This is a genomic window from Streptomyces sp. NPDC002793 (assembly GCF_040295485.1).
Classification (GTDB): domain Bacteria; phylum Actinomycetota; class Actinomycetes; order Streptomycetales; family Streptomycetaceae; genus Streptomyces.
Window position 1 is genome coordinate 12868 of record NZ_JBEOVL010000064.1, and the last position, 19412, is coordinate 32279.

At 71.7% G+C, this 19412-nt stretch carries 21 protein-coding genes; 8 read left to right on the top strand and 13 right to left on the bottom strand.

All coding sequences use genetic code 11. The features are described from left to right. Positions 1 to 38 precede the first annotated feature (38 nt). The 5 genes from ABT001_RS33365 to sigE all read right to left on the bottom strand — a co-directional run bounded on the left by ABT001_RS33365 (position 39) and on the right by sigE (position 5066). Positions 39 to 701, bottom strand: a complete 663-nt coding sequence (locus ABT001_RS33365) for a hypothetical protein (RefSeq protein WP_351285183.1) — start codon at positions 699 to 701, stop codon at positions 39 to 41. A gap of 126 nt (positions 702 to 827) precedes the next feature. Next, the gene (locus tag ABT001_RS33370; RefSeq protein ID WP_351285184.1) at positions 828 to 1292 is read right to left on the bottom strand and encodes a sec-independent translocase; all 465 of its coding nucleotides are present in this window, start codon (positions 1290 to 1292) and stop codon (positions 828 to 830) included. Between the two features lie 120 nt (positions 1293 to 1412). After that, complete coding sequence (locus tag ABT001_RS33375) at positions 1413 to 3230, bottom strand: trypsin-like peptidase domain-containing protein (protein WP_351285185.1); 1818 nt, start codon at positions 3228 to 3230, stop codon at positions 1413 to 1415. Positions 3231 to 3318: 88 nt separating this feature from the next. Further along, entirely contained in the window at positions 3319 to 4308 is a 990-nt protein-coding gene (locus ABT001_RS33380) for an anti-sigma factor family protein (protein WP_351285186.1), read from the bottom strand. Beyond that, on the bottom strand, positions 4305 to 5066 hold the full coding sequence (gene sigE / locus ABT001_RS33385; protein WP_351285188.1) for an RNA polymerase sigma factor SigE: 762 nt from the start codon (positions 5064 to 5066) through the stop codon (positions 4305 to 4307). The genes ABT001_RS33380 and sigE overlap by 4 nt, the downstream gene beginning before the upstream one ends. A 176-nt stretch (positions 5067 to 5242) precedes the next feature. On the opposite strand from sigE, the gene ABT001_RS33390 reads away from it, so the two are divergent. Beyond that, positions 5243 to 5908: an O-methyltransferase gene (locus ABT001_RS33390; RefSeq protein ID WP_351285190.1), complete on the top strand. Its 666-nt coding sequence runs from the start codon at positions 5243 to 5245 to the stop codon at positions 5906 to 5908. A gap of 77 nt (positions 5909 to 5985) precedes the next feature. Here ABT001_RS33390 and ABT001_RS33395 read toward each other — a convergent pair whose 3' ends face one another. Next, the gene (locus tag ABT001_RS33395; protein ID WP_003966491.1) at positions 5986 to 6153 is read right to left on the bottom strand and encodes a DUF3117 domain-containing protein; all 168 of its coding nucleotides are present in this window, start codon (positions 6151 to 6153) and stop codon (positions 5986 to 5988) included. A 313-nt stretch (positions 6154 to 6466) separates the two neighbouring features. Between ABT001_RS33395 and chcB the strand changes: the two genes are divergently transcribed. Beyond that, entirely contained in the window at positions 6467 to 7288 is an 822-nt protein-coding gene (gene chcB / locus ABT001_RS33400) for a 2-cyclohexenylcarbonyl CoA isomerase (RefSeq protein WP_502967568.1), read from the top strand. Between the two features lie 2 nt (positions 7289 to 7290). Here chcB and ABT001_RS33405 read toward each other — a convergent pair whose 3' ends face one another. Then, positions 7291 to 7875 carry a DNA-3-methyladenine glycosylase I gene (locus tag ABT001_RS33405; RefSeq protein ID WP_351285191.1) on the bottom strand — a complete coding sequence of 195 codons (585 nt, stop codon included), beginning with the start codon at positions 7873 to 7875 and terminating at the stop codon, positions 7291 to 7293. Next, on the bottom strand, positions 7872 to 8264 hold the full coding sequence (locus ABT001_RS33410; protein ID WP_351285210.1) for a DivIVA domain-containing protein: 393 nt from the start codon (positions 8262 to 8264) through the stop codon (positions 7872 to 7874). Before ABT001_RS33410 ends, ABT001_RS33405 begins: the two co-directional genes overlap by 4 nt. 202 nt (positions 8265 to 8466) lie before the next feature. Between ABT001_RS33410 and folP the strand changes: the two genes are divergently transcribed. After that, the gene (gene folP / locus ABT001_RS33415; RefSeq protein ID WP_351285193.1) at positions 8467 to 9339 is read left to right on the top strand and encodes a dihydropteroate synthase; all 873 of its coding nucleotides are present in this window, start codon (positions 8467 to 8469) and stop codon (positions 9337 to 9339) included. Positions 9340 to 9452: 113 nt separating this feature from the next. Here folP and ABT001_RS33420 read toward each other — a convergent pair whose 3' ends face one another. Together ABT001_RS33420 and dapE are read right to left on the bottom strand one after the other, a co-directional pair. Next, positions 9453 to 10238, bottom strand: a complete 786-nt coding sequence (locus ABT001_RS33420; RefSeq protein ID WP_351285194.1) for an LOG family protein — start codon at positions 10236 to 10238, stop codon at positions 9453 to 9455. An 85-nt stretch (positions 10239 to 10323) separates the two neighbouring features. After that, on the bottom strand, positions 10324 to 11403 hold the full coding sequence (gene dapE / locus ABT001_RS33425) for a succinyl-diaminopimelate desuccinylase (RefSeq protein ID WP_351285195.1): 1080 nt from the start codon (positions 11401 to 11403) through the stop codon (positions 10324 to 10326). Between the two features lie 62 nt (positions 11404 to 11465). Between dapE and ABT001_RS33430 the strand changes: the two genes are divergently transcribed. Together ABT001_RS33430 and ABT001_RS33435 are read left to right on the top strand one after the other, a co-directional pair. Beyond that, the gene (locus ABT001_RS33430) at positions 11466 to 12371 is read left to right on the top strand and encodes a VldE C-terminal domain-containing protein (protein ID WP_351285196.1); all 906 of its coding nucleotides are present in this window, start codon (positions 11466 to 11468) and stop codon (positions 12369 to 12371) included. 306 nt (positions 12372 to 12677) lie between these two features. After that, complete coding sequence (locus ABT001_RS33435) at positions 12678 to 13040, top strand: ATP-binding protein (RefSeq protein ID WP_351285198.1); 363 nt, start codon at positions 12678 to 12680, stop codon at positions 13038 to 13040. Between the two features lie 135 nt (positions 13041 to 13175). Here ABT001_RS33435 and dapC read toward each other — a convergent pair whose 3' ends face one another. Together dapC and fdxA are read right to left on the bottom strand one after the other, a co-directional pair. Then, positions 13176 to 14279 carry a succinyldiaminopimelate transaminase gene (gene dapC, locus ABT001_RS33440; protein ID WP_351285199.1) on the bottom strand — a complete coding sequence of 368 codons (1104 nt, stop codon included), beginning with the start codon at positions 14277 to 14279 and terminating at the stop codon, positions 13176 to 13178. 99 nt (positions 14280 to 14378) lie between these two features. After that, positions 14379 to 14699, bottom strand: coding sequence for a ferredoxin (fdxA, locus tag ABT001_RS33445; protein WP_014154250.1), 321 nt, complete (start codon positions 14697 to 14699; stop codon positions 14379 to 14381). Between the two features lie 117 nt (positions 14700 to 14816). On the opposite strand from fdxA, the gene ABT001_RS33450 reads away from it, so the two are divergent. The 3 genes from ABT001_RS33450 (at position 14817) to ABT001_RS33460 (ending at position 18761) form a co-directional block, all read left to right on the top strand. Further along, positions 14817 to 15824, top strand: a complete 1008-nt coding sequence (locus ABT001_RS33450) for a GNAT family N-acetyltransferase (protein ID WP_351285201.1) — start codon at positions 14817 to 14819, stop codon at positions 15822 to 15824. Positions 15825 to 15848: 24 nt separating this feature from the next. Next, positions 15849 to 16700 (top strand): transglutaminase-like domain-containing protein, encoded by an 852-nt coding sequence (locus ABT001_RS33455; protein ID WP_351285203.1) that lies wholly within the window; start codon positions 15849 to 15851, stop codon positions 16698 to 16700. A gap of 267 nt (positions 16701 to 16967) precedes the next feature. Next, on the top strand, positions 16968 to 18761 hold the full coding sequence (locus ABT001_RS33460) for a pectate lyase-like domain-containing protein (protein WP_351285204.1): 1794 nt from the start codon (positions 16968 to 16970) through the stop codon (positions 18759 to 18761). Positions 18762 to 18820: 59 nt separating this feature from the next. Here ABT001_RS33460 and ABT001_RS33465 read toward each other — a convergent pair whose 3' ends face one another. Further along, positions 18821 to 19258 carry a VOC family protein gene (locus tag ABT001_RS33465; protein ID WP_351285205.1) on the bottom strand — a complete coding sequence of 146 codons (438 nt, stop codon included), beginning with the start codon at positions 19256 to 19258 and terminating at the stop codon, positions 18821 to 18823. Positions 19259 to 19412: the final 154 nt, after the last annotated feature.

Below are 19412 nucleotides of genomic sequence, written 5' to 3' on the forward strand. Positions count from 1 at the left end.
CGGCCTCCTGCGGGAGGCCGCCCCCACCCGTCCGCGACTCAGCCCTCGTACGAGGCGATGTCGCCGATCACCGCGAATCCCAGGCCGTAGGCGCTCATGCCCCGCCCGTAGGCGCCGATGTGCACCCCGTCGGGGGCCGAACCCGCGAGCACCCAGCCGAACTCCGACTCGCGGTAGTGGAAGTCCACCGGTACGCCGTCCACCGGCAGGGACAGCGTCGACCAGGGTGCCTGGCCAAGGTCGTCCGCGAGGTCGAACGCGGTTTCGGTCTGCTGCTTCAGCCATTCGCCACGCAGGGTGTGGTCCATCTGCGGGGGCCAGGTGCAGTCCAGCAGGCCTGAGCCCGCCAGCCAGGCCGCCGACGAGACCGTGGTGGCGTCCAGCACCCCCGTGCCGTCGTCGCTGTGCCGCACGGGGCTGCTGCCCACGGTCACGACCACCGCGAAACGCGCCTTCTCCGCCCCCGCGTCGACCCGTACGACCGGCTCCTCACCGTGCCCGGTGGAACCGTGCTGCACGGTGTCGTCCGCCGCGGCGGTCACGTGCATCAGCCAGCGCGGACCCGCGAAGGCGTCGTCCAACCCGTACCAGGGGAACGGCGCCTTGAGATAGCCGTCGACAGTACGCCGGGTCGCCGGCACCCCCTCTGCGGTGACTGCGCTGGGCGCACCGTCCGCCCCTGCCCGACTCGTCGTCTCCATCTGCCCGGCCGCCTCCTCGATCAATCGCTGATCCGGCGCGGCCCTCCCCCCGTGGGCATGGGCAACCTCGCTACCGGACAGATGGAGAATAGCCATACCGTCCGGAGCAGTCGGGATTGACCGGTCTCAGGTGGCGTCTGCGTCGAAGGGCGGGCGCTCGTCCTTGGCCGGTTGCGCGGGCTTCTTGAGGAGGTCGGGCTTGGTGGTGGCACCGGCCGCCGCGGCCGTGCCCGCCGTCGCGGTGGCCGTGGACGAGTCGCTCTCGCGGCCGTTCACCGCGTCGGTGACATCGGCCATCTCCTTGCGAAGGTCGAAGCTCTCGCGGATCTCCTTGAGCCCCAGGTCGTCGTTGCCGTCCATGAGCTGCTTGCGGACGAACGTCTTGGGGTTCAGGTCCTCGAACTCGAAGTCCTTGAACTGCGGTCCGAGCTCCGAGCGGATGTCTTCCTTGGCGCTGTCCGAGAACTCACGGATCTTGCGGATGGTGCGCGTGACGTCCTGGATGACCTTCGGCAGCTTCTCCGGGCCGAATACGAGCACGGCGAGAACCACGAGCGTCAGCAACTCGAGTGCGCCTATGTCATTGAACACCTTGCTGCTCCTCGTGTTCTCTGCGTGGTCTCCGCGTGTTCACCGCCGCCAGGTCATCAGGGGCCCGGACCGCTCCACGGTACCCGGCGAAGCTGTCCGTGCGGTACCTGCCGGTGACCTTCAGGTGCCGCTCGCCGACCCCAGCGTCAAGGTCATGGACAGGTCCTCACCACCGCGGGTGAGGACGAGCCCGAGCCGGTCACCGGGTCGGTGGGCGCGGATCTTGACGATCAGTTCCTCGCCGCTGTGCACGCGCCGGCCCTCCACCTCGGTGATGACGTCACCCTGCCGGATGCCCGCCCTGTCGGCCGGGCCTCCTTCGGTCACCGCCGCTCCGCCGTCGGCCGTCTCGCCCCCGACCTTGGCTCCGTCGCCGGTGAACTCCATGTCCAGCGTGACGCCGATCACCGGGTGAGTGGCCTTGCCGGTGCTGATCAGTTCCTCGGCGACGCGCTTGCCCTGGTTGATGGGTATCGCGAAACCGAGGCCGATCGAGCCGGACTGGCCGCCGTCGAGAGCGGATCCGCTGTCCGCCGCGCGGATGGCGCTGTTGATGCCGATCACCCGGGCATCGGCGTCGACCAGCGGGCCGCCCGAGTTGCCCGGGTTGATGGGGGCGTCGGTCTGCAGGGCGTCGACGTAACTGACGTCGGTGCCGTCGCCCTTCTCACCGCCCGCGGTGATGGGCCGCTGCTTGGCGCTGATGATGCCGGAGGTGACCGTGTTGGACAGGTCGAAGGGGGCTCCGATGGCGACGACGGGGTCGCCCACCTGCACGTTGTCGGAGTTCCCGAGCGGCAGCGGTTTGAGGCCGGAGACACCGGTCACCTTGACGACGGCCAGGTCGTAGCCGCTGTCCTTGCCGATGATCTCGGCCGACGCGGTCTCCCCGCCGCTGAACGTCACGGTGATGTCGCCGGTGGAGCCCGCGGGGGCGACCACATGGTTGTTGGTCAGGATGTGGCCCTTGCCGTCGAGGACGAAGCCGGTGCCGGTTCCGGACTCGGCGGAGCCGTTGACGTGCAGGGTGACCACGCTGGGCAGCGCGCTCGCGGCGATGCCGGCGACGCTGTCGGGCGCCCGGCCGCCGTCGTCCCGGCCGGACTGGGGCAGTTCCACGGTGGTCAGGCCGCCGTTGCGCTCGACGTAGGCACCGATTCCGCCGCCGACTCCCCCGGCGACGAGGGCGAGCAGCGCGGCTCCGACGAGGATCGAGCCCCGACGGCCCTTACGCGGCCGGGTGTCCTGGCCGGGGCCCGGGTGGCTCAGCGGCTGCTGGGGCGCGCCCCACGGGTCGTACCGCAGCCACTGCGAGGGCTGCTGGGTCTGCTGGGCCGGCACGGAGGGCTGGGGCGCGGCGTGCGGCTGAGGCGCCGTGTGCGGCGCCGACGGGGGCGGCCATGCCTCGGCGTGCCCCCGCTCGCCCGGTGCCGGAGTCGTGGCGGGCGCGGAGGCGGGGTGGGGCGCCGGCACGCCGTGGCCGTCCGTCCCTGCGTACGGCGGCGGTACGGGCGGTACGTGGGTCCCGTGGGCCGGGGTCGCCACCGGGCGCTGCACGGGCGGCGCGGGCGCCCACGGGCCCGGGCCACCGTAGGGCGGGGTGCTGTACTCGTCGGGAGCGTGCAGCGGCTGCGTACGGTGCGCCGGAGGCTCGGCGGCGGGCGGCGCGGGCGAGGCCGGTGGCGCGGCGGGTGCCGGGGGCGCGGGGACGGGTGCCGCCGGGGGCGCGGGGCGGAAGTCGCCGTCCTCACCGGGCGGGTTCCCGGGGGCGGGCGGCTCTCCGGCCGTGGCGGGCCCGGTCAGGGCCGGCTCCTTGGGCGCGGTCGCCCCCGCGTCGGTGACGGCCACCGAGTCCTCCGGCCCGTCCGGGCGGTTCCGCTCCGCGGAGGGGCGGCTCCACCACTTCGTCTTCGGCCCGCTGGGCTTCTCGTCGTCCATGCTCTCCCCGCAACTGGCCCTTGCACGCCCACAGAGGCGTCCCTCCCGGAATTCAACCAGGTTTGCGAATCCGCGCGCAGGGTCCTGGTCAGCGCAGCGGGGAAAGCGGCATCGCGTGGTCGCGCAGAGGTGAGGCGGAGGCCGTCGCGGACGGTGCGGGCGGTGCGGACGGCTCCTGGTGCGCTCCACCACCGGCCCGGTCGCCGAGCGCGGGCGCGTACAGCGGGCCGGCGTCGGTCGGGCGTATCAGCGGCGGCACGATCACGTTCAGCACCGGGTAGGCGTGGGTGCCACCGCCGGTGAGCGTCGAGGTGCTCAGCAGCGACGGCGCGGAGGTGAGCACGGGCCGGGCGGACGAGGACGGTGTGGCGCCGGGCCGGGCCGCCCGGTCCGCTCCGACGGCGAGGGCCCCGCCACCACTGCGGCCGGCCGCGACGGCGGCACCGCCGGCCCGCTCCTCGGCCTCGAGCGGAGTCGCGTTGCTGCCCGCACCCTCGGCGCTGGCCGGCGCTTCGGGTCCGTAGTCGAGTGGGAGGGTTCCGCCCAGCGCGATGGCCGCGAGCGAGACCGCGCTGGCCGCGACGAACGCGAAGCGCCGCGCTCGCCAGGGCGAACGGTCGGCGTCCCGGCCCACGTCATGGATCCGGAAGCCGGAACCGGACGCGCCGCCCGGCAGTACGGCGGTCGAGCCGTGGGCGGTCGGCAGGTATCCGAAGCCGTCCAGCGGCGAGCGCCCCGGTTCCGCGGGCCCGCCGGGCTCGCGTACGGGAAGGATTCCGTCCCCGAGGCGCCGACCGGCGCTCGTGCCGTCACCCGGCCCGCCCGGCCCGTCACCGCTGGGGCCCCCCGGGAGGCCCTGCAGACGGGCGAGGAACCCCTCGGAGGGCGAAGGGGCCGCGGAGGTGGCGAAGGCACTTTTCAGCCGCCGCTGGGAGTCCGCCTCGGCCTTGCATCTGGCGCAGGTCGCCAGATGGGCCAGGACCCGCTCCCGGGCATCGTGTTTGAGCTCACCGTCGACGAGCGCGGCGAGCCGGTCCCCCAGATGCTGCTCCGCGGGGGTCGGACCTGTGCCGCTCACGCCGTTCCGCCCTCCCCGGCAAGGACCGCGTCCGCGAGGGAACGCTGCTCGGCGCGGGCCTCGGGCGAACGGTGCCGGAGTGCCTTGCGCAGGTGCGAGCGGCCGCGGTGGATGCGGCTGCGCACCGTGCCGAGCTTGACGCCGAGCGTGGCGGCGATCTCCTCGTACGAGAGTCCCTCGATGTCGCAGAGCACGACCGCGGCACGGAACTCGGGCGCGAGGGTGTCCAGCGCCTGCTGGACGTCCGCGTCGAAGTGCGTGTCGTTGAAGACCTGCTGCGGGGACGGCTCACGGCTCGGCAGCCGCTCGGCGGCGTCGTCGCCCAGTGAGTCGAAACGGATCCGCTGCTTGCGGCGGACCATGTCCAGGAAGAGATTCGTCGTGATCCTGTGCAGCCAGCCCTCGAAAGTGCCGGGCGTGTAGGTGGACAGCGACCGGAAGACACGGACGAAGACCTCCTGGGTGAGGTCCTCGGCGTCGTGCTGGTTACCCGTCAGCCGGTAGGCGAGGCGGTACACCCTGGCGCTGTGCGTGCTGACGATCTCTTCCCATGAGGGCGGGGTCCACGCCTGGGAATCCGCATCTGAGGCGAAGGTCGCGGTCGGTGCGGAATCGTTGGAAGAACGGTCAGCGATGTTGGTCACGGATTTCGGCTCACCCGCCGACCTGAGAAAACGCCGCAGCGCACCTCTCCGATCCACAGGCGCAGCCGCACCTCCCCTATCGGCTCTGGTGGTGTCCAGTGGAGCCCCTACCATAGCCACCTCGCCCGTTAGCTCCGGATAAGCCTTTTTATCTTCTGGTCCCCGGTGTACCGGGGGCAAGAGGCACATTCCGGGCCCGGCCGCAGGGCCCGGGCCACGTGTTCCTCCCCGCCCCTTCATAACGCGCGGTCCCATCTGCGGGTTCCCGGGTCCAGCGGATACAGTCACCGTTGCGCCAACCACGGGGACAGGAGAGCGTCATTACCGCCAACCGGCAGACGAGCTGGGCATTCGCCGACGCCTTTGTCGCCGAGGAGGAAGCTCTGCTCTGGGCCCGGGACCGGGCCGAGGAGACAGGGCTCCGCCCGGTGTCATCAGGCACCGGCGCGGCATTGCGTCTGCTCGCTGCCACCGCGGACGCCAAAGCGGTGGCCGAGATCGGCACCGGGACCGGCGTGTCCGGCATCTACCTGCTGCAGGGCATGCGCCCGGACGGGGTGCTGACCACCGTCGACCCGGAGCCCGAGCGCCAGCAGTTCGCCCGTGAGGCGTTCCGCGCGGCGGGCTTCGCCACGAACCGGGCCCGCTTCATCCCGGGGCGCGCCCTCGATGTCCTTCCGCGGCTCGCGGACGGCGGATACGACCTGGTCTTCTGCGACGGTGACCGCCTGGAGAGCCTCGACTGCCTCGCTGAATCGTTGCGCCTTCTCCGACCGGGCGGCCTGGTCTGTTTCGAGGGCGTCTTCGCGGACGGCCGCACGATCGACTCGGCCGCGCAGCCCGCCGAGGTCCTGCGCCTGCGCGAACTGCTGCGGGCCGTGCGCGAGAGCCAGGAACTCATGGCCACGCTGTTGCCGGTGGGCGACGGGCTGCTGTGCGCGGTGCGGCGCGGCTGACCGTACGCCCCCTGACGCACCACTGCCCCGGCACGGATTCCGTGCCGGGGCAGTGGTGAAGTGTGGGCGCCTCCGCCTCAGCCGACGACCTTCTTCAGCGCGTCACCGAGTGCATCGGCCTCGTCCGGAGTCAGCTCGACGACAAGCCGACCGCCGCCTTCGAGCGGAACGCGCATGACGATGCCCCGCCCCTCCTTTGTCACCTCGAGCGGGCCGTCGCCCGTCCGCGGCTTCATGGCCGCCATGCTCGTTCCCCTTCCTGAAACCAGCTCATCGCAGCCGGCGGCCCCATGACAGGCGCTGCCTCACCGGCGTCGAACACAATGCTTCCTCCGCATTATCCCGCATCAGGGACCCCGATGACCAACATCGGTCTGCATCGCTTGCGCAACGCGCTCTCTCAAAACCACCCAATTCGGCGATCCGGCTGCGATACTGCGCCGCCTTCGGCCCTCAGCCGAGGTCCAATCGTTAGACGCAGGTCACATGTGCGGGTCGCCCGAAGTCCGCCATGCTTGCCCCGACAGGCACGAAGCCGGACCCGTAAGGAGACCCGCAATGGCCGACATGGCCGGCACCACGGCTGACACGGTGCTCACGGACGTGAGCGACGGGCTCGCGACGATCACCATCAACCGCCCCGACGCGATGAACGCCATGAACACCGCCGCCAAGGTCGCGCTCCGCGACACCCTTCGGGCCGTCGCGGACGACCCCGCCGTGCGGGCGGTTCTCCTCACCGCCACCGGGCGCGCCTTCTGCGTCGGGCAGGATCTCAAGGAGCACGTCGCCAAGCTCGCCGAGGCCCGCGAGACGGACGGCGGCAACGCCCTGAGCACGGTGCACGAGCACTACAACCCCATCGTGCGGGCCCTGACCGAGATGGAGAAGCCCGTGGTCGCGGGGGTCAACGGGGTGGCGGCGGGGGCGGGGTTCGGGTTCGCGCTCGCCGCCGACTACCGCGTGGTCGCCGACACCGCCACCTTCAACACGTCCTTCGCCGGAGTCGCGCTGACCGCGGACTCGGGCGCGTCCTGGACCCTGCCGCGGCTGATCGGCGCGAGCCGCGCCGCCGACCTGCTGTTCTTCCCCCGCTCCATCTCCGCCCAGGACGCCTATGAACTGGGCATCGCGAACAAGGTGGTTCCCGCGGCCGACCTGGCGAAGGAGGCACACGCGGTGGCCCGTGCCCTGGCGGACGGTCCGACGGTCGCCTACGCGGCTCTGAAGGCATCCATGGCGTACGGGGCCGGGCACACCCTCTCCGAGACCCTGGAGAAGGAGGACGAACTCCAGACGAAGGCGGGCGCGTCGCAGGACCACACGATCGCGGTCGAGGCCTTCCTCGCGAAGCAGCCGCCGAAGTATCTCGGCAGGTAGGGCTACCGGCCGCCGCCCCGGGCCACACAGTCGGCCAGGTGGTCGTCGACGAGGCCGCAGGCCTGCATCAGGGCGTACGCGGTGGTGGGGCCGACGAAGCGGATGGAGCGCTTCTTCAGGTCCTTGGCCAGCGCGGTGGACTCCGGGGTGACCGCCGGGACGTCGCCGAGGGTACGAGGGGCCGGCCGCGTGGCCGGGTCGGGGGCGTGGGACCAGATGAGCGCGTCCAGCTCGCCCTCGCCCCAGCCGGCCAGCACCTTGGCGTTGGCGAGCGTGGCGTCGATCTTCGCGCGGTTGCGGATGATCCCGGCGTCGGCCAGGAGCCGCTCCTTGTCGGCGTCGGTGAACTCCGCCACCGCGGGGATCTTGAATCCGGCGAACGCGCTGCGGAAGCCCTCACGGCGGCGCAGGATCGTCAGCCACGAGAGCCCCGACTGGAACGCCTCCAGGCAGAGCCTCTCGAAGAGGGCGTCGTCGCCGTGGACGGGGCGGCCCCACTCGGTGTCGTGATAGGCGAGGTAGTCCTCCGTGGACAGGCCCCACGGGCAGCGCGGACGCCCGTCCGCCGCCGGCTGGGCGTCGCTCATCGCTCCCCCTCCTCGTCGCGCGGGCCGTCCTGGGCGGCGGGCGCTTCGCCGGGCCGCTTGAAGAGGTCGGGGCCGGTCACCGCCGTCGCCTGGGCCCCGGCGAGCGCCGACTCCAGCTCGGCGATGTGGGCGTCCCGCTCGGCGAGCTCGGCGCCCAGCCGGCCGAGGGCCTCGTCCACGTCCGTCATGCGGTAGCCGCGCACGGCCATGGGAAGCCGCATGGCCTCGACGTCGGCGCGGCCGACGGGGCGGTTCGCGGGCAGCGGGTCGGTGAGCCGCTCGGGCTCGACGTCCTGCAGCACCGCGCTTCCGCCTCCACCGACCACCGCCAGGGTGACCGCGGCCACGACCACGGCCATCGTGAGCAGCAAGAACCAGAACACGTGCATCTCCCCGGGAGCGGAATACCTGTCCAGGTCAGATCGTGCCATGAGGGACCGACAGTCAGGGCCTTCGGCCGGACTCCGGCCCCGCGACCCCCGCATGATCCGGACGGGAGACCCTGACGGCCTCCCCCGCGACGGAGAGCGGGTGGCCTGTCGCGGGGGAGGTCGTAAGGTCGCAGGCGGGCCAACCAGGGAGGAACCAGGAATGCGAAGCGGGGCGCTCAGGCTGGGGCGGCGGGAATTCGGGCCGCACGAGCCGGTGATCATGGCGATCGTGAACCGGACTCCTGACTCGTTCTACGACCAGGGAGCGACGTTCCACGACGAACCCGCGCTCTCGCGGGTCGAGCAGGCGGTCGCGGAAGGCGCCGCGATCATCGACATCGGCGGGGTGAAGGCCGGCCCCGGCGAGGAGGTGACGGCCCAGGAGGAGGCGCGCCGCACGGTCGGCTTCGTCGCCGAGGTGCGCCGCCGGCACCCGGACGTCGTGATCAGCGTGGACACCTGGCGGCACGACGTGGGTGAGGCCGTCTGCGAGGCCGGGGCGGACCTGCTGAACGACGCGTGGGGCGGGGTCGACCCGAAGCTCGCCGAAGTGGCCGCACGGTACGGGGCGGGGCTCGTGTGCACGCACGCGGGCGGCGCGGAGCCCCGCACACGGCCGCACCGGACCACGTACGACGACGTGATGGCCGACATCCTGCGGGTGACCCTCGGGCTCGCCGAGCGGGCCGTGGAGCTCGGGGTCAGGCCGGACGGGATCATGATCGACCCGGGTCACGACTTCGGGAAGAACACCCGGCACTCGCTGGAGGCGACGCGCCGGCTGGACGAGATGACGGCCACGGGCTGGCCGGTGCTGGTCTCCCTCTCCAACAAGGACTTCGTCGGGGAGACGCTCGACCGGCCGGTCAAGGAGCGCGTGATCGGTACGCTCGCGACGACGGCCGTGTCGGCCTGGCTGGGGGCACAGGTGTACCGGGTGCACGAGGTGGCCGAGACCCGGCAGGTCCTGGACATGGTGGCGTCCATCGCGGGCCACCGGCCACCCGCGGTGGCCCGGCGCGGGCTGGCGTAGGGTCCCCCGCTCCCCGGTCGTCGGAGGGGGCCTGGTCCGGCCCGTCCGACCGCAGGCGGGGGAGCGGGGCCGTCGTTCCTACGGCCTCGGGCCCCGTGGCGCCCTGGGTGCCCTCAGCGCCCGACCTCCTTCGTCACCAGCCGGACCGCCTCGTCCACGTCGTCCGTGACGTGGAACAACATCAGGTCCCGCTCGGACGCCTTGCCCCCGGCGACCACCGTGTCCCGCAGCCAGTCCACCAGGCCGCCCCAGTACTCCGTGCCGAACAGCACGATCGGGAAGCGCGTCACCTTGCCCGTCTGCACCAGAGTCAGCGCCTCGAAGAGCTCGTCCAGCGTGCCCAGGCCCCCCGGCAGGACGACGAAGCCCTGGGCATACTTCACGAACATCGTCTTCCGTACGAAGAAGTAGCGGAAGTTGACGCCGATGTCGACATGTGGATTCAGACCGGACTCGAACGGCAGCTCGATGCCGAGTCCCACCGAGACGCCCTTCGCGTCCCGGGCACCCTTGTTCGCGGCCTCCATCGCTCCCGGGCCGCCACCCGTGATGACGGCGAATCCCGCCTCCACGAGCGCCCTGCCGATCTGCACCCCCGCCTCGTAGTCCGGCCCGCCGGCCGGAGTGCGGGCGGAGCCGAAGACGCTGATGGCACTGGGCAGTTCCGCCAGCGCGCCGAAGCCCTCCACGAACTCCGACTGGATCCGCATGACCCGCCAGGGGTCGGTGTGGACCCACTCGGAGTCGCCCTCGGTGTCCAGCAGCCGCTGATCGGTCGTGCCCGGCTGGACCTGCTCCCTGCGGCGCAGGACCGGCCCCAGTCGCTGTTCCTCGGGCTTCACCGCACCCTCGGGAATCTGCGCGCCCTCGGGGATCCGTGCGTCCTCCGGGTTGCCCATGACCTGCTCCCTCCGCCGACCTGCGATGTGCGTGTGTCGGTTCAGCGTAGATCGACGAAGGTTACGTACGGGGGAATGCGGTGAGTCAGCTGGTGAGCCAGGAGCGGAGACGCTCCTCGCAGTGCGTGATCCTGTCGATCCGCACGTGCTCGTCCCGCTTGTGGGCGAACAGGGGGTCCCCGGGGCCGTAGTTCACCGCGGGGATGCCGAGGGAGCCGAAGCGGGACACGTCGGTCCAGCCGAACTTGGGCAGGGCCGTGCCGCCGACCGCGTCCATGAACGCCTTGGCCGCCGGGTGCGAGAGGCCGGGCATCGCCGCTCCGGAGTGGTCGTCGACGACGAACTCGGCGACGCCGCAGTCGGCGAAGACCTCCTGGACGTGCGCCACGGCCTGCTCCGCCGTGAGGTCGGGGGCGTACCGGTAGTTGACGACCACGGTGCAGGCGTCGGGGATGACGTTGTTGGCCACGCCGCCCTCCACGCGGACGGCGTTCAGCCCTTCGCGGTACTCCAGACCGTCGATGACGGGCCGGCGCGGTTCGTAGGCGGCGAGCCGGGCCAGCGCCGGGGCCGCGGCGTGGATCGCGTTGGATCCCATCCAGCCGCGCGCGGAGTGGGCCCGCTCGCCCTCGAAGCGCAGGTGGACCCGGAGCGTGCCCTGGCAGCCCCCCTCGACCTCGGCGTTCGAACCCTCCAGGAGGACGGCGAAGTCCGCCTCCAGCCACTCGGGGTGCGCCTCGGCCACGTGTCCGAGGCCGTTGAGGTGGGCGGCCACCTCTTCGTTGTCGTAGAAGATGAACGTCAGGTCGCGGTTGGGCTCCGGCACCGTCGCCGCGATCCGCAGCTGGACGGCGACACCCGACTTCATGTCGGAGGTCCCGCAGCCCCACAGCACGCCGTCGTCGTCGAGCCTGGACGGCACGTTGTCCGCGATCGGGACGGTGTCGATGTGCCCCGCCAGCACGACACGCTCGGCACGGCCCAGCCTCGTCCTGGCCACGATGTTGTTGCCGTGGCGGTCGACTGTCAGGTGCGGCAGCGGGCGCAGGGCCGCCTCGATGGCGTCGGCGAGGTCCTTCTCCTGCCCGCTGACCGAGGGGAAGTCGACCAGCCGGGCGGTGAGCTCCGGACCGTCCAGGGCGAGGTCAAGCGTGTGTCCATCCATGGCCACGACCCTAAGGGACTTCTCTCGCGGTCCCGGTCCTACCCTCCAGTACGGTGGGCCTCGTGCCCAGGACCAGCCCTCCTCCCCGCCGCAGCCGCCTCTTCCGCGTCACGGCCGCCTTCGCCGTGCTCGTGGCCCTGGCCGGCTATCTGGCCGTGCAGTACCTCTCCGGCGACAAGGGCGTGCCCCGCTGCGTCGTGGGCTCCACCGAGGGGGGCGAGGGGCGTACGTACGAGCTGAGCCCCGAGCGGGCCGCCAACGCCGCCACGATCTCCGCCGTGGGCACCGCGCGTGGGCTGCCGGAACGGGCGGTGACCATCGCGCTGGCGACCGCGCTGCAGGAGTCCTCGCTGCGCAACATCGACCACGGCGACCGGGACTCGCTCGGGCTCTTCCAGCAGCGCCCCTCGCAGGGGTGGGGGACGCCCGCGCAGATCATGGACCCGGTCTACGCGTCCGGGAAGTTCTACGAGCACCTCGCCGAGGTCCCGGGTTACTCACGGCTGCCGCTGACCGTCGCCGCGCAGCGGGTGCAGAAGAGCGGCTTCCCGCAGGCGTACGCCAAGCACGAGCCGGACGCCGCCCTGCTGGCCGCCGCGCTGACCGGACGCGCCCCCGCCTCCCTGACCTGCTCGCTCCCGGCGGCTGCCGCCGGGGGTCCCGGGGACGCGGCCGAGGTGCGGTCCGACCTGGTGCGCGCCTTCGGCAAGGACGTCCTGCCCTCCACCGGGTCCGCCGGCGCCTCCGCGGCGGGCACGGTGTCGGTGCCCGTACGGGCCGACGACGAGGCCACGTCCCGGCGCGGCTGGGAGCTCGCCCACTGGGCGGTCGCCCGGGCCGGCACCCTGCGGATCGAAGAGGTCTCGTACGCGGGCCGGGTGTGGACCGCCGGCACGGGATGGCGGACGGAACGTACGGAAGGCGGGAAATCACCCACCAGCGCGGTCCATATGCGGCTCGCGCAGTAGTACGACCTGTCATCCGTGCGGGTCTGCCGCGCGTTCACCCGCACCGGCCCCCGCCACCCCTTCCACGCCCCCGCGCCTCGGGTCGATCACCCTGCTCCGAGGGCGAAGTGACGGTTCATCAGGTACAGGGCGGACGCACTGCGCACCCGGGCTCCCCCGTTGCGGATTATCCGATGCATTACCCAGTCTTTACCTCGGTGCCCCGCAACCTTCCCCGCCCCCGGACCGGTTGTTCAGTGCGTCCGATCACCGGACAGGCGGATCCCGCATCCGCCACGAACCGTGACGTTTCGTCGAAGGAGCATCATGTCCCTCCCCCTGACCCGCAGGATCGCCCGTGCCGCGCTGCTGATCGCCGCAGGCGCGGCCCCCGTGGTCGGCGCGGCCGGTGCCGCGGGCGCCGCGGGGCTCCCGCAGACCCCTGCGCTCGGCGGCCTCACCTCGCTCGACGGTGCCGGGCTCAGCACCACGCTGGACTCCGCCGCGAAGCAGGGCGGCGAGGTGGCGAACGAGACCGGCGGCAAGGTGGTCGGCACGACCCTTCCCGCCGCGGGCAAGACCCTGGAGACCGCCGGCACCGTGGCGGACGGCGAGCTGTCCGAGGACACCCTCCCCACCAAGGGCCTGTCCACCGACAAGCTGCCCACCAAGGGGCTGCAGCTCGGCTGATCAGCCGGAATCCCACCGCGCACGACACGCGAAGGGGCCTCGGGAGTGCGCACTCCCGAGGCCCCTCGGCACGTGTGCCCCGGCTCCAGGGCGTGTTGTCGGAAGTCCCGCCTGCCTGGCGGCGTCTGGCACGCGCTAGGACAGCCGCTTGACCGCCGCGTCCACGCGCTCGTCCGAGGCCGTCAGCGCCACCCGCACGAAGCGGTCCCCGGCCGGCCCGTAGAAGTCGCCCGGTGCCACGAGGACTCCGAGCTCCGCGAGATGCGCCACGGTCTCCCAGCACGGCTCGTCGCGCGTGGCCCAGAGGTAGAGGCTCGCCTCGCTGTGCTCGATCCGGAAGCCGTGGGCCTCCAGTGCCGCCCTCAGCACCGTGCGCCGCCGGGCGTAGCGCGCCCGCTGCTCCGCCACGTGCGCGTCGTCACCCAGCGCCGCGACGGTCGCCGCCTGGACCGGGGCCGGCGTCATCATCCCGCCGTGCTTGCGAATCTGGAGCAGTTCGCCGAGGACGGCCGCGTCGCCCACGACGAAGGCCGCGCGGTAGCCGGCGAGGTTGGACCGCTTGGAGAGCGAGTGGACGGCGACGATGCCCTCGTACGTACCGCCGCAGACGTCCGCGTGGAGCACGGAGACGGGCTCGGCCTCCCAGCCGAGCTCCAGGTAGCACTCGTCGCTGAAGACCAGCACACCGTGCTCGCGCGCCCAGGCCACGATCCTGGTCAGCTCGTCCTGCGGCAGGACACGGCCCGTCGGGTTGGACGGGGAGTTGAGCCAGAGCAGCTTCAGCCCCTCCGGGTCCAGCTCCGTCGGGTCGTCGTAGACGACCGGCTCGGCCCCGCAGAGCCGCGCGCCGACCTCGTACGTCGGGTAGGCGAGCCGCGGGTAGGCGACCCTGTCACCCGCGCCGAGACCCAGCTGGGTCGGCAGCCAGGCGACCAGCTCCTTGGAGCCGACCACCGGCAGGACGTTCTCGTGCGTCACCCCGGCCGCGCCGAGCCTGCGCTCCGCCCAGCCGGTCAGGGCGTCACGCAGTGCCTCGGTCCCCCACACCGTCGGATAGCCGGGGCTGTCCGCCGCGGCGATCAGCGCCTGCTGGATGAGCTCGGGCACCGGGTCGACGGGCGTGCCGACCGAGAGGTCCACGATGCCGTCCGGATGGGCCGCGGCCGTCGCCTTGTACGGCGCGAGCTTGTCCCAGGGGAAGACCGGGAGACGGGAGGAGACGGGAACTGCTGCGGACACGGAACTCTGCTTTCTCGTACGGGGACGTCGCTGCCGGGAAACACCTCGGTCCCGCACGGGGACGAGCCGTACGGGACCGGGCGGCGCTCGTGCGGCCGTTTACTGGTTCTGCGGCGGCAACGCGGCGATGAACGCGTGGTCGCGCTCGATGAGACCCAGCTTGGAGGCGCCACCCGGCGAGCCGAGGTCGTCGAAGAACTCGACGTTCGCCTTGTAGTAGTCCTTCCACTCCTCCGGGGTGTCGTCCTCGTAGAAGATGGCCTCGACCGGGCAGACCGGCTCACAGGCTCCGCAGTCGACGCATTCGTCCGGATGGATGTACAAAGACCGTGAGCCCTCGTAAATGCAGTCGACGGGGCACTCTTCGATGCAGGCCTTGTCCTTCACGTCGACACAAGGCTGCGCGATGACGTAGGTCACGCTGTCGTTCCTCCTCGGTAGGGCGTTGGCTCTCGCGCGGGAGCGCGGCGTCGTCGATGCCCGCCCCTAGTATCTCCGTTCCGGGGCACGATCCGCACAGGAGGGGCAGAGAGAGCTGTGGAATTCACCATCGGCGGACGGCTCGAAGTTCGCATAACACCCGCTGACGTGGGAAAACGGGTGTCCGTACGGTGCCTTGTCGGCGCCTCGGGCGAAGGCTCGAAGTTCACCGACACGGTCGGGGTTCTCACATCGTGGGACGACGGCATGTTGTCCGTCACGACGAAGAGAGGCGACCGCGTCCGCGTCGCGGAGTCCGCTCTGGTGGCGGGCAAGGTGGTCCCCCCGGCCCCGGCACGCCGACGTGGGCCCGCCGCCTCCTTCCAGGAACTCGCGCTGGTGACCGCTCGTGCCTGGCCGCCCGTGGAGAGTGAACTCCTGGGCGACTGGCAGCTGCGCGCGGCCGGCGGATTCACCCGCCGCGCCAACTCCGTGCTGCCGCTCGGCGATCCGGGCCTCCCGTTGGGCGAGGCGCTCCAGCGGGTACGGCGCTGGTACGGGGAACGCGGCCTGCCCGCCCTCGTCCAGGCCTCCACGGGCGCCGAGGGCACGCAGGAGCGGCTCTGCGCCGGCCTGGAGGAACACGGGTGGCGGCGCGAGGTGACGGCCGAGGTGCGGATCGCGGCCCTGGCACCGATCGGCGACCTGGACGCGGACATCTCCGCCGTGCGGACGGCACGGGGGACGGACGCCTCGTGGCTCGCCCGCTACCAGCGCTCGGCGACCCCGGGACCGGAGGTGCTGAAGGTGCTGGCCGGCGGTCCCTCGGTGTGGTTCGCCTCCGTGCCCGGCGACGATCCGGCAGGGGTTCCGGCCGCGATCGGACGCTGCGTGGTGGACGGCCGCTGGGCGGGCTTCATGGCCGTCGAGGTGAGTCCGGAGTACCGCCGTCGCGGTCTCGCCACGGCCGTGATGACGGCACTGGCCCGCACGGCACTGGACGAGGGCGCCTCGGCCGCCTGGCTCCAGGTGGAGGCCGACAACGAAGGTGCCCGTGCGCTGTACGACGGCATGGGCTTCGCCACCCACCACCATTACCACCACTTCCGGTACGCGCAGCGATGACAGCAGCAGGGACATGGGTCACACATGAGCGCTGAGGATCCCGGTACGGCAGGACGACGGCAGAGGTTCGCCGAGGAGGCGCGTGCCGAACGGCCCGACCTCGCGCTGCTGTGCCTGCTGCTGGGGGCGGAGGCCTCCCCGCCGTCGCCCGGGGACGCCGATCCGTACGGCATCGACGCGGCGCAGATCGAGCTGGACCGGCTGGCCGGCCTCCTCCCCTACGGATCACGTGGCGCCCGTGCGTGGGCGTCCGCCCTCGCCGAACTGCTCGGTGGGCACTGCGGTTTCTCGGGGTCGCCCCAGGACTACCAGCGGCTCGACTCGTCGGTGCTCCAGCAGGTGCTGCGACGGCGCAGAGGACTGCCCATCCTGCTGTCCGTGGTCTGGATCGAGGTCGCACGGCGGGCCGGCGCCCCCGTGTTCGGGGTGGCGCTCCCCGGCCACTACGTGGTCGGTTTCGGCGACCCCGCCGAGCGGGTGCTGGCCGACCCCTTCGCGGGCGGCGCCCCGCTGAGCGGCGAGGACGCGGAGCTGATCGTGACGAGTGCGACCGGTGCTCCGCCGTCGACGATGACACCGGTGCCCGCCAGGCCGCTGGAGACGGTACTGCGGATCCTGAACAACATCCGGGCCTGGGCCGCGGCGCGCCCCGAGCGTACGGACGTCGCGCTGTGGGCGCTCGAACTCTCCCTGCTGCTCCCCTCGCACCCGGCCAGGCTCCGCTACGAGCGGGCCCAGCTCCTGGTGCAGCGCGGGGAGTTCCTGCGCGGGGCCGCGGAGATGGACGAGTACGCGGAGATCGTCGACGGTATCGAGCCGACGGCCGCCGAGACGATCCGCCATCGAGCCCGGGCCGCCAGGGCGCTGCTCAACTGAAATGTTCCGGACGACGGGTGAAGGCGCGCCACGGGGGCTGACGACACCCCGTGAACGCGGCGGCGGTGCCATCTGCTCACAAACGGGGCCAATGGCCGCATGGTTGACGTCAGGTGTTATCCGCAGCCCCGCCGCCCGAGACTCCTGACGCACACCTCTTGACGTGTCCAGGGCGAGGCGGGTTACATCGCCCCCGAGAGAGAGCGCTCTCTGATCGCTCTCAAGAATCCGTCGTGCCTCCGTACCACGACCCAGGAGACGTCATCCATGCACGTTCCCCCCACGAACACCGCACCCCCCACCACCCCCCGTCGGCACCGCCGTTCCAGGCCGCTCGGTTTCGCCGCGCTCGCCGTCTCGCTGCTCATGGCCTTCCCCACGGCCCAGGCGGCGTTCGGCGACGAGGCCGAGGCGGTCCCCGGCGGGGGTGACCTCGGCCCCAACGTACTGGTCTTCGACCCCTCGACCCCTGACATCCAGGGCAAGGTCGACGAGATCTTCAAGAAGCAGGAGTCCGCGCAGTTCGGCAGCGACCGCTACGCGCTGATGTTCAAGCCCGGGACGTACGACAACATCAACGCCCAGATCGGCTTCTACACCTCCATCGCCGGACTCGGGCTGAACCCCGACGACACCACCTTCAACGGTGACGTCACCGTCGACGCCGGCTGGTTCGACGGCAACGCCACCCAGAACTTCTGGCGTTCGGCGGAGAACCTGGCTCTCAAGCCCGTCAGCGGCACCAACCGCTGGGCGGTCTCCCAGGCCGCCCCCTTCCGTCGCATGCACGTCAAGGGCGGACTCAACCTCGCTCCCGACGGCTACGGCTGGGCCAGCGGCGGCTACATCGCCGACAGCAAGATCGACGGCCAGGTCGACCCCTACTCCCAGCAGCAGTGGTACACCCGCGACAGCTCCATCGGCAGCTGGGGCAACGGCGTCTGGAACAAGACCTTCTCCGGCGTCGAGGGCGCACCCGCCCAGAGCTTCCCCGAGCCGCCGTACACCACCCTGGACACCACCCCGGTCTCCCGGGAGAAGCCCTTCCTGTACCTCGACGGCGACGACTACAAGGTCTTCGTCCCCGCGAAGCGCACCGACGCACGCGGTACGACCTGGGCCGACGGCAGCACGGAGGGCGAGTCCATCCCCCTCGAGCAGTTCTACGTGGTGAAGCCGGGCGCGACCGCACAGACCATCAACGCGGCCGTGGAGCAGGGGCTGCACCTGCTGTTCACCCCGGGCGTCTACCACATCGACGAGACGATCAAGATCGACCGGGCGGACACCGTCGCCCTCGGTCTCGGACTGGCGACGATCATCCCGGACAACGGGGTGACCGCGATCAAGGTCGGCGACGTCGACGGCGTCAAGCTCGCCGGACTCCTGGTCGACGCGGGCACGCAGAACTCCGAGACGCTCATCGAAGTGGGCCCCGACGGCGCCTCGGGCGACCACTCGGCCAACCCGACCTCGCTGCAGGACGTGTTCGTGCGCATCGGCGGGGCCGGCCCCGGCAAGGCGACCACCAGCATCGTGGTCAACAGCGACGACGTGATCATCGACCACACGTGGGTCTGGCGCGCCGACCACGGCGACGGGGTCGGCTGGGAGACCAACCGGGCCGACTACGGCGTCCACGTCAAGGGCGACGACGTGCTGGCGACGGGCCTGTTCGTCGAGCACTTCAACAAGTACGACGTCCGGTGGTCCGGCGAGAACGGCAGGACGATCTTCTTCCAGAACGAGAAGGCGTACGACGCCCCGAACCAGGCCGCCATCCAGAACGGTGACATCAAGGGCTACGCCGGATACAAGGTCGACGACTCCGTCACCACCCATGAGGGCTGGGGCATGGGCAGCTACTGCTTCTACAACGTCGACCCGACCATCCGTCAGCAGCACGGCTTCCAGGCCCCGGTGAAACCAGGGGTCAAGTTCCACGACCTGATCGTCGTGTCCCTCGGCGGCAAGGGACAGTACGAACACGTCATCAACGACACCGGATCCCCCACCTCCGGTGACACCACCATCCCGTCACAGGTGATCTCCTTCCCGTAGAGCAGGGAGGGACAGGGCCCGGCCGCGCTCGCGGCCGGGCCCTGTCGTGTTCACACTGTTCAGACCACGCAGAACTCGTGTCCCTCCGGGTCGGCCATCTCCACGTGGTCGGGCCGGCCCTGCAGCTCGTGCACCCGGATCACCGAGCCGCCGGCGGACCTCAGCCGCTCCACCGCCTCGGTCACCCGGGGCCAACGGACCTCCCACGGCGTCTCCCGGCCGCCGCCCGCCTGCACATCGAGGTGCAGCCGGTTCTTCCCCGCCTTCGGCTCCGGGACCCTCAGGAAGGACAGGCTCGGACCGGCACCGTCCGGGTCGGACAGATAGGCGCCGTCGTCCCACTCCTCCTCCGGGACGTCGTGGTGGGCGAACCACTCCTCCCAGCTGCCGGACCCGGCGGGCGGCGGCTTCTGCACATACCCGAGCGCCTCCGCCCAGAAGGCCGCCAGTGGCTTCGGGTGCGCGCAGTCGATCGTCAGGTTCCACTTGGTGGACACGGATCCGTCCCTTCTCCGATGGGGCCGCACGACGTCGCCCCCGACCGGAGTATTCCGGTCGGGGGTAGATGTCCACCCCGATGCGCCCCATGGTGATCACGTCGTACGGCTCAGGCATACGCATCCCTTCGACGCGGTGCTCCGGCCCCGCGCG

What these genes read in the sequence shown, in the direction of transcription:
- ABT001_RS33365 (WP_351285183.1), bottom strand. Translation starts at nt 701, where the DNA reads ATGGAGACGACGAGTCGGGCAGGGGCGGACGGTGCGCCCAGCGCAGTC.
- ABT001_RS33375 (WP_351285185.1), bottom strand. Translation starts at nt 3,230, where the DNA reads ATGGACGACGAGAAGCCCAGCGGGCCGAAGACGAAGTGGTGGAGCCGC.
- sigE (WP_351285188.1), bottom strand. Translation starts at nt 5,066, where the DNA reads ATGGTAGGGGCTCCACTGGACACCACCAGAGCCGATAGGGGAGGTGCG.
- ABT001_RS33395 (WP_003966491.1), bottom strand. Translation starts at nt 6,153, where the DNA reads ATGGCGGCCATGAAGCCGCGGACGGGCGACGGCCCGCTCGAGGTGACA.
- chcB (WP_502967568.1), top strand. Translation starts at nt 6,467, where the DNA reads ATGGCCGACATGGCCGGCACCACGGCTGACACGGTGCTCACGGACGTG.
- ABT001_RS33405 (WP_351285191.1), bottom strand. Translation starts at nt 7,875, where the DNA reads ATGAGCGACGCCCAGCCGGCGGCGGACGGGCGTCCGCGCTGCCCGTGG.
- ABT001_RS33410 (WP_351285210.1), bottom strand. Translation starts at nt 8,264, where the DNA reads ATGCACGTGTTCTGGTTCTTGCTGCTCACGATGGCCGTGGTCGTGGCC.
- folP (WP_351285193.1), top strand. Translation starts at nt 8,467, where the DNA reads ATGCGAAGCGGGGCGCTCAGGCTGGGGCGGCGGGAATTCGGGCCGCAC.
- ABT001_RS33420 (WP_351285194.1), bottom strand. Translation starts at nt 10,238, where the DNA reads ATGGGCAACCCGGAGGACGCACGGATCCCCGAGGGCGCGCAGATTCCC.
- dapE (WP_351285195.1), bottom strand. Translation starts at nt 11,403, where the DNA reads ATGGATGGACACACGCTTGACCTCGCCCTGGACGGTCCGGAGCTCACC.
- ABT001_RS33435 (WP_351285198.1), top strand. Translation starts at nt 12,678, where the DNA reads ATGTCCCTCCCCCTGACCCGCAGGATCGCCCGTGCCGCGCTGCTGATC.
- ABT001_RS33455 (WP_351285203.1), top strand. Translation starts at nt 15,849, where the DNA reads ATGAGCGCTGAGGATCCCGGTACGGCAGGACGACGGCAGAGGTTCGCC.
- ABT001_RS33460 (WP_351285204.1), top strand. Translation starts at nt 16,968, where the DNA reads ATGCACGTTCCCCCCACGAACACCGCACCCCCCACCACCCCCCGTCGG.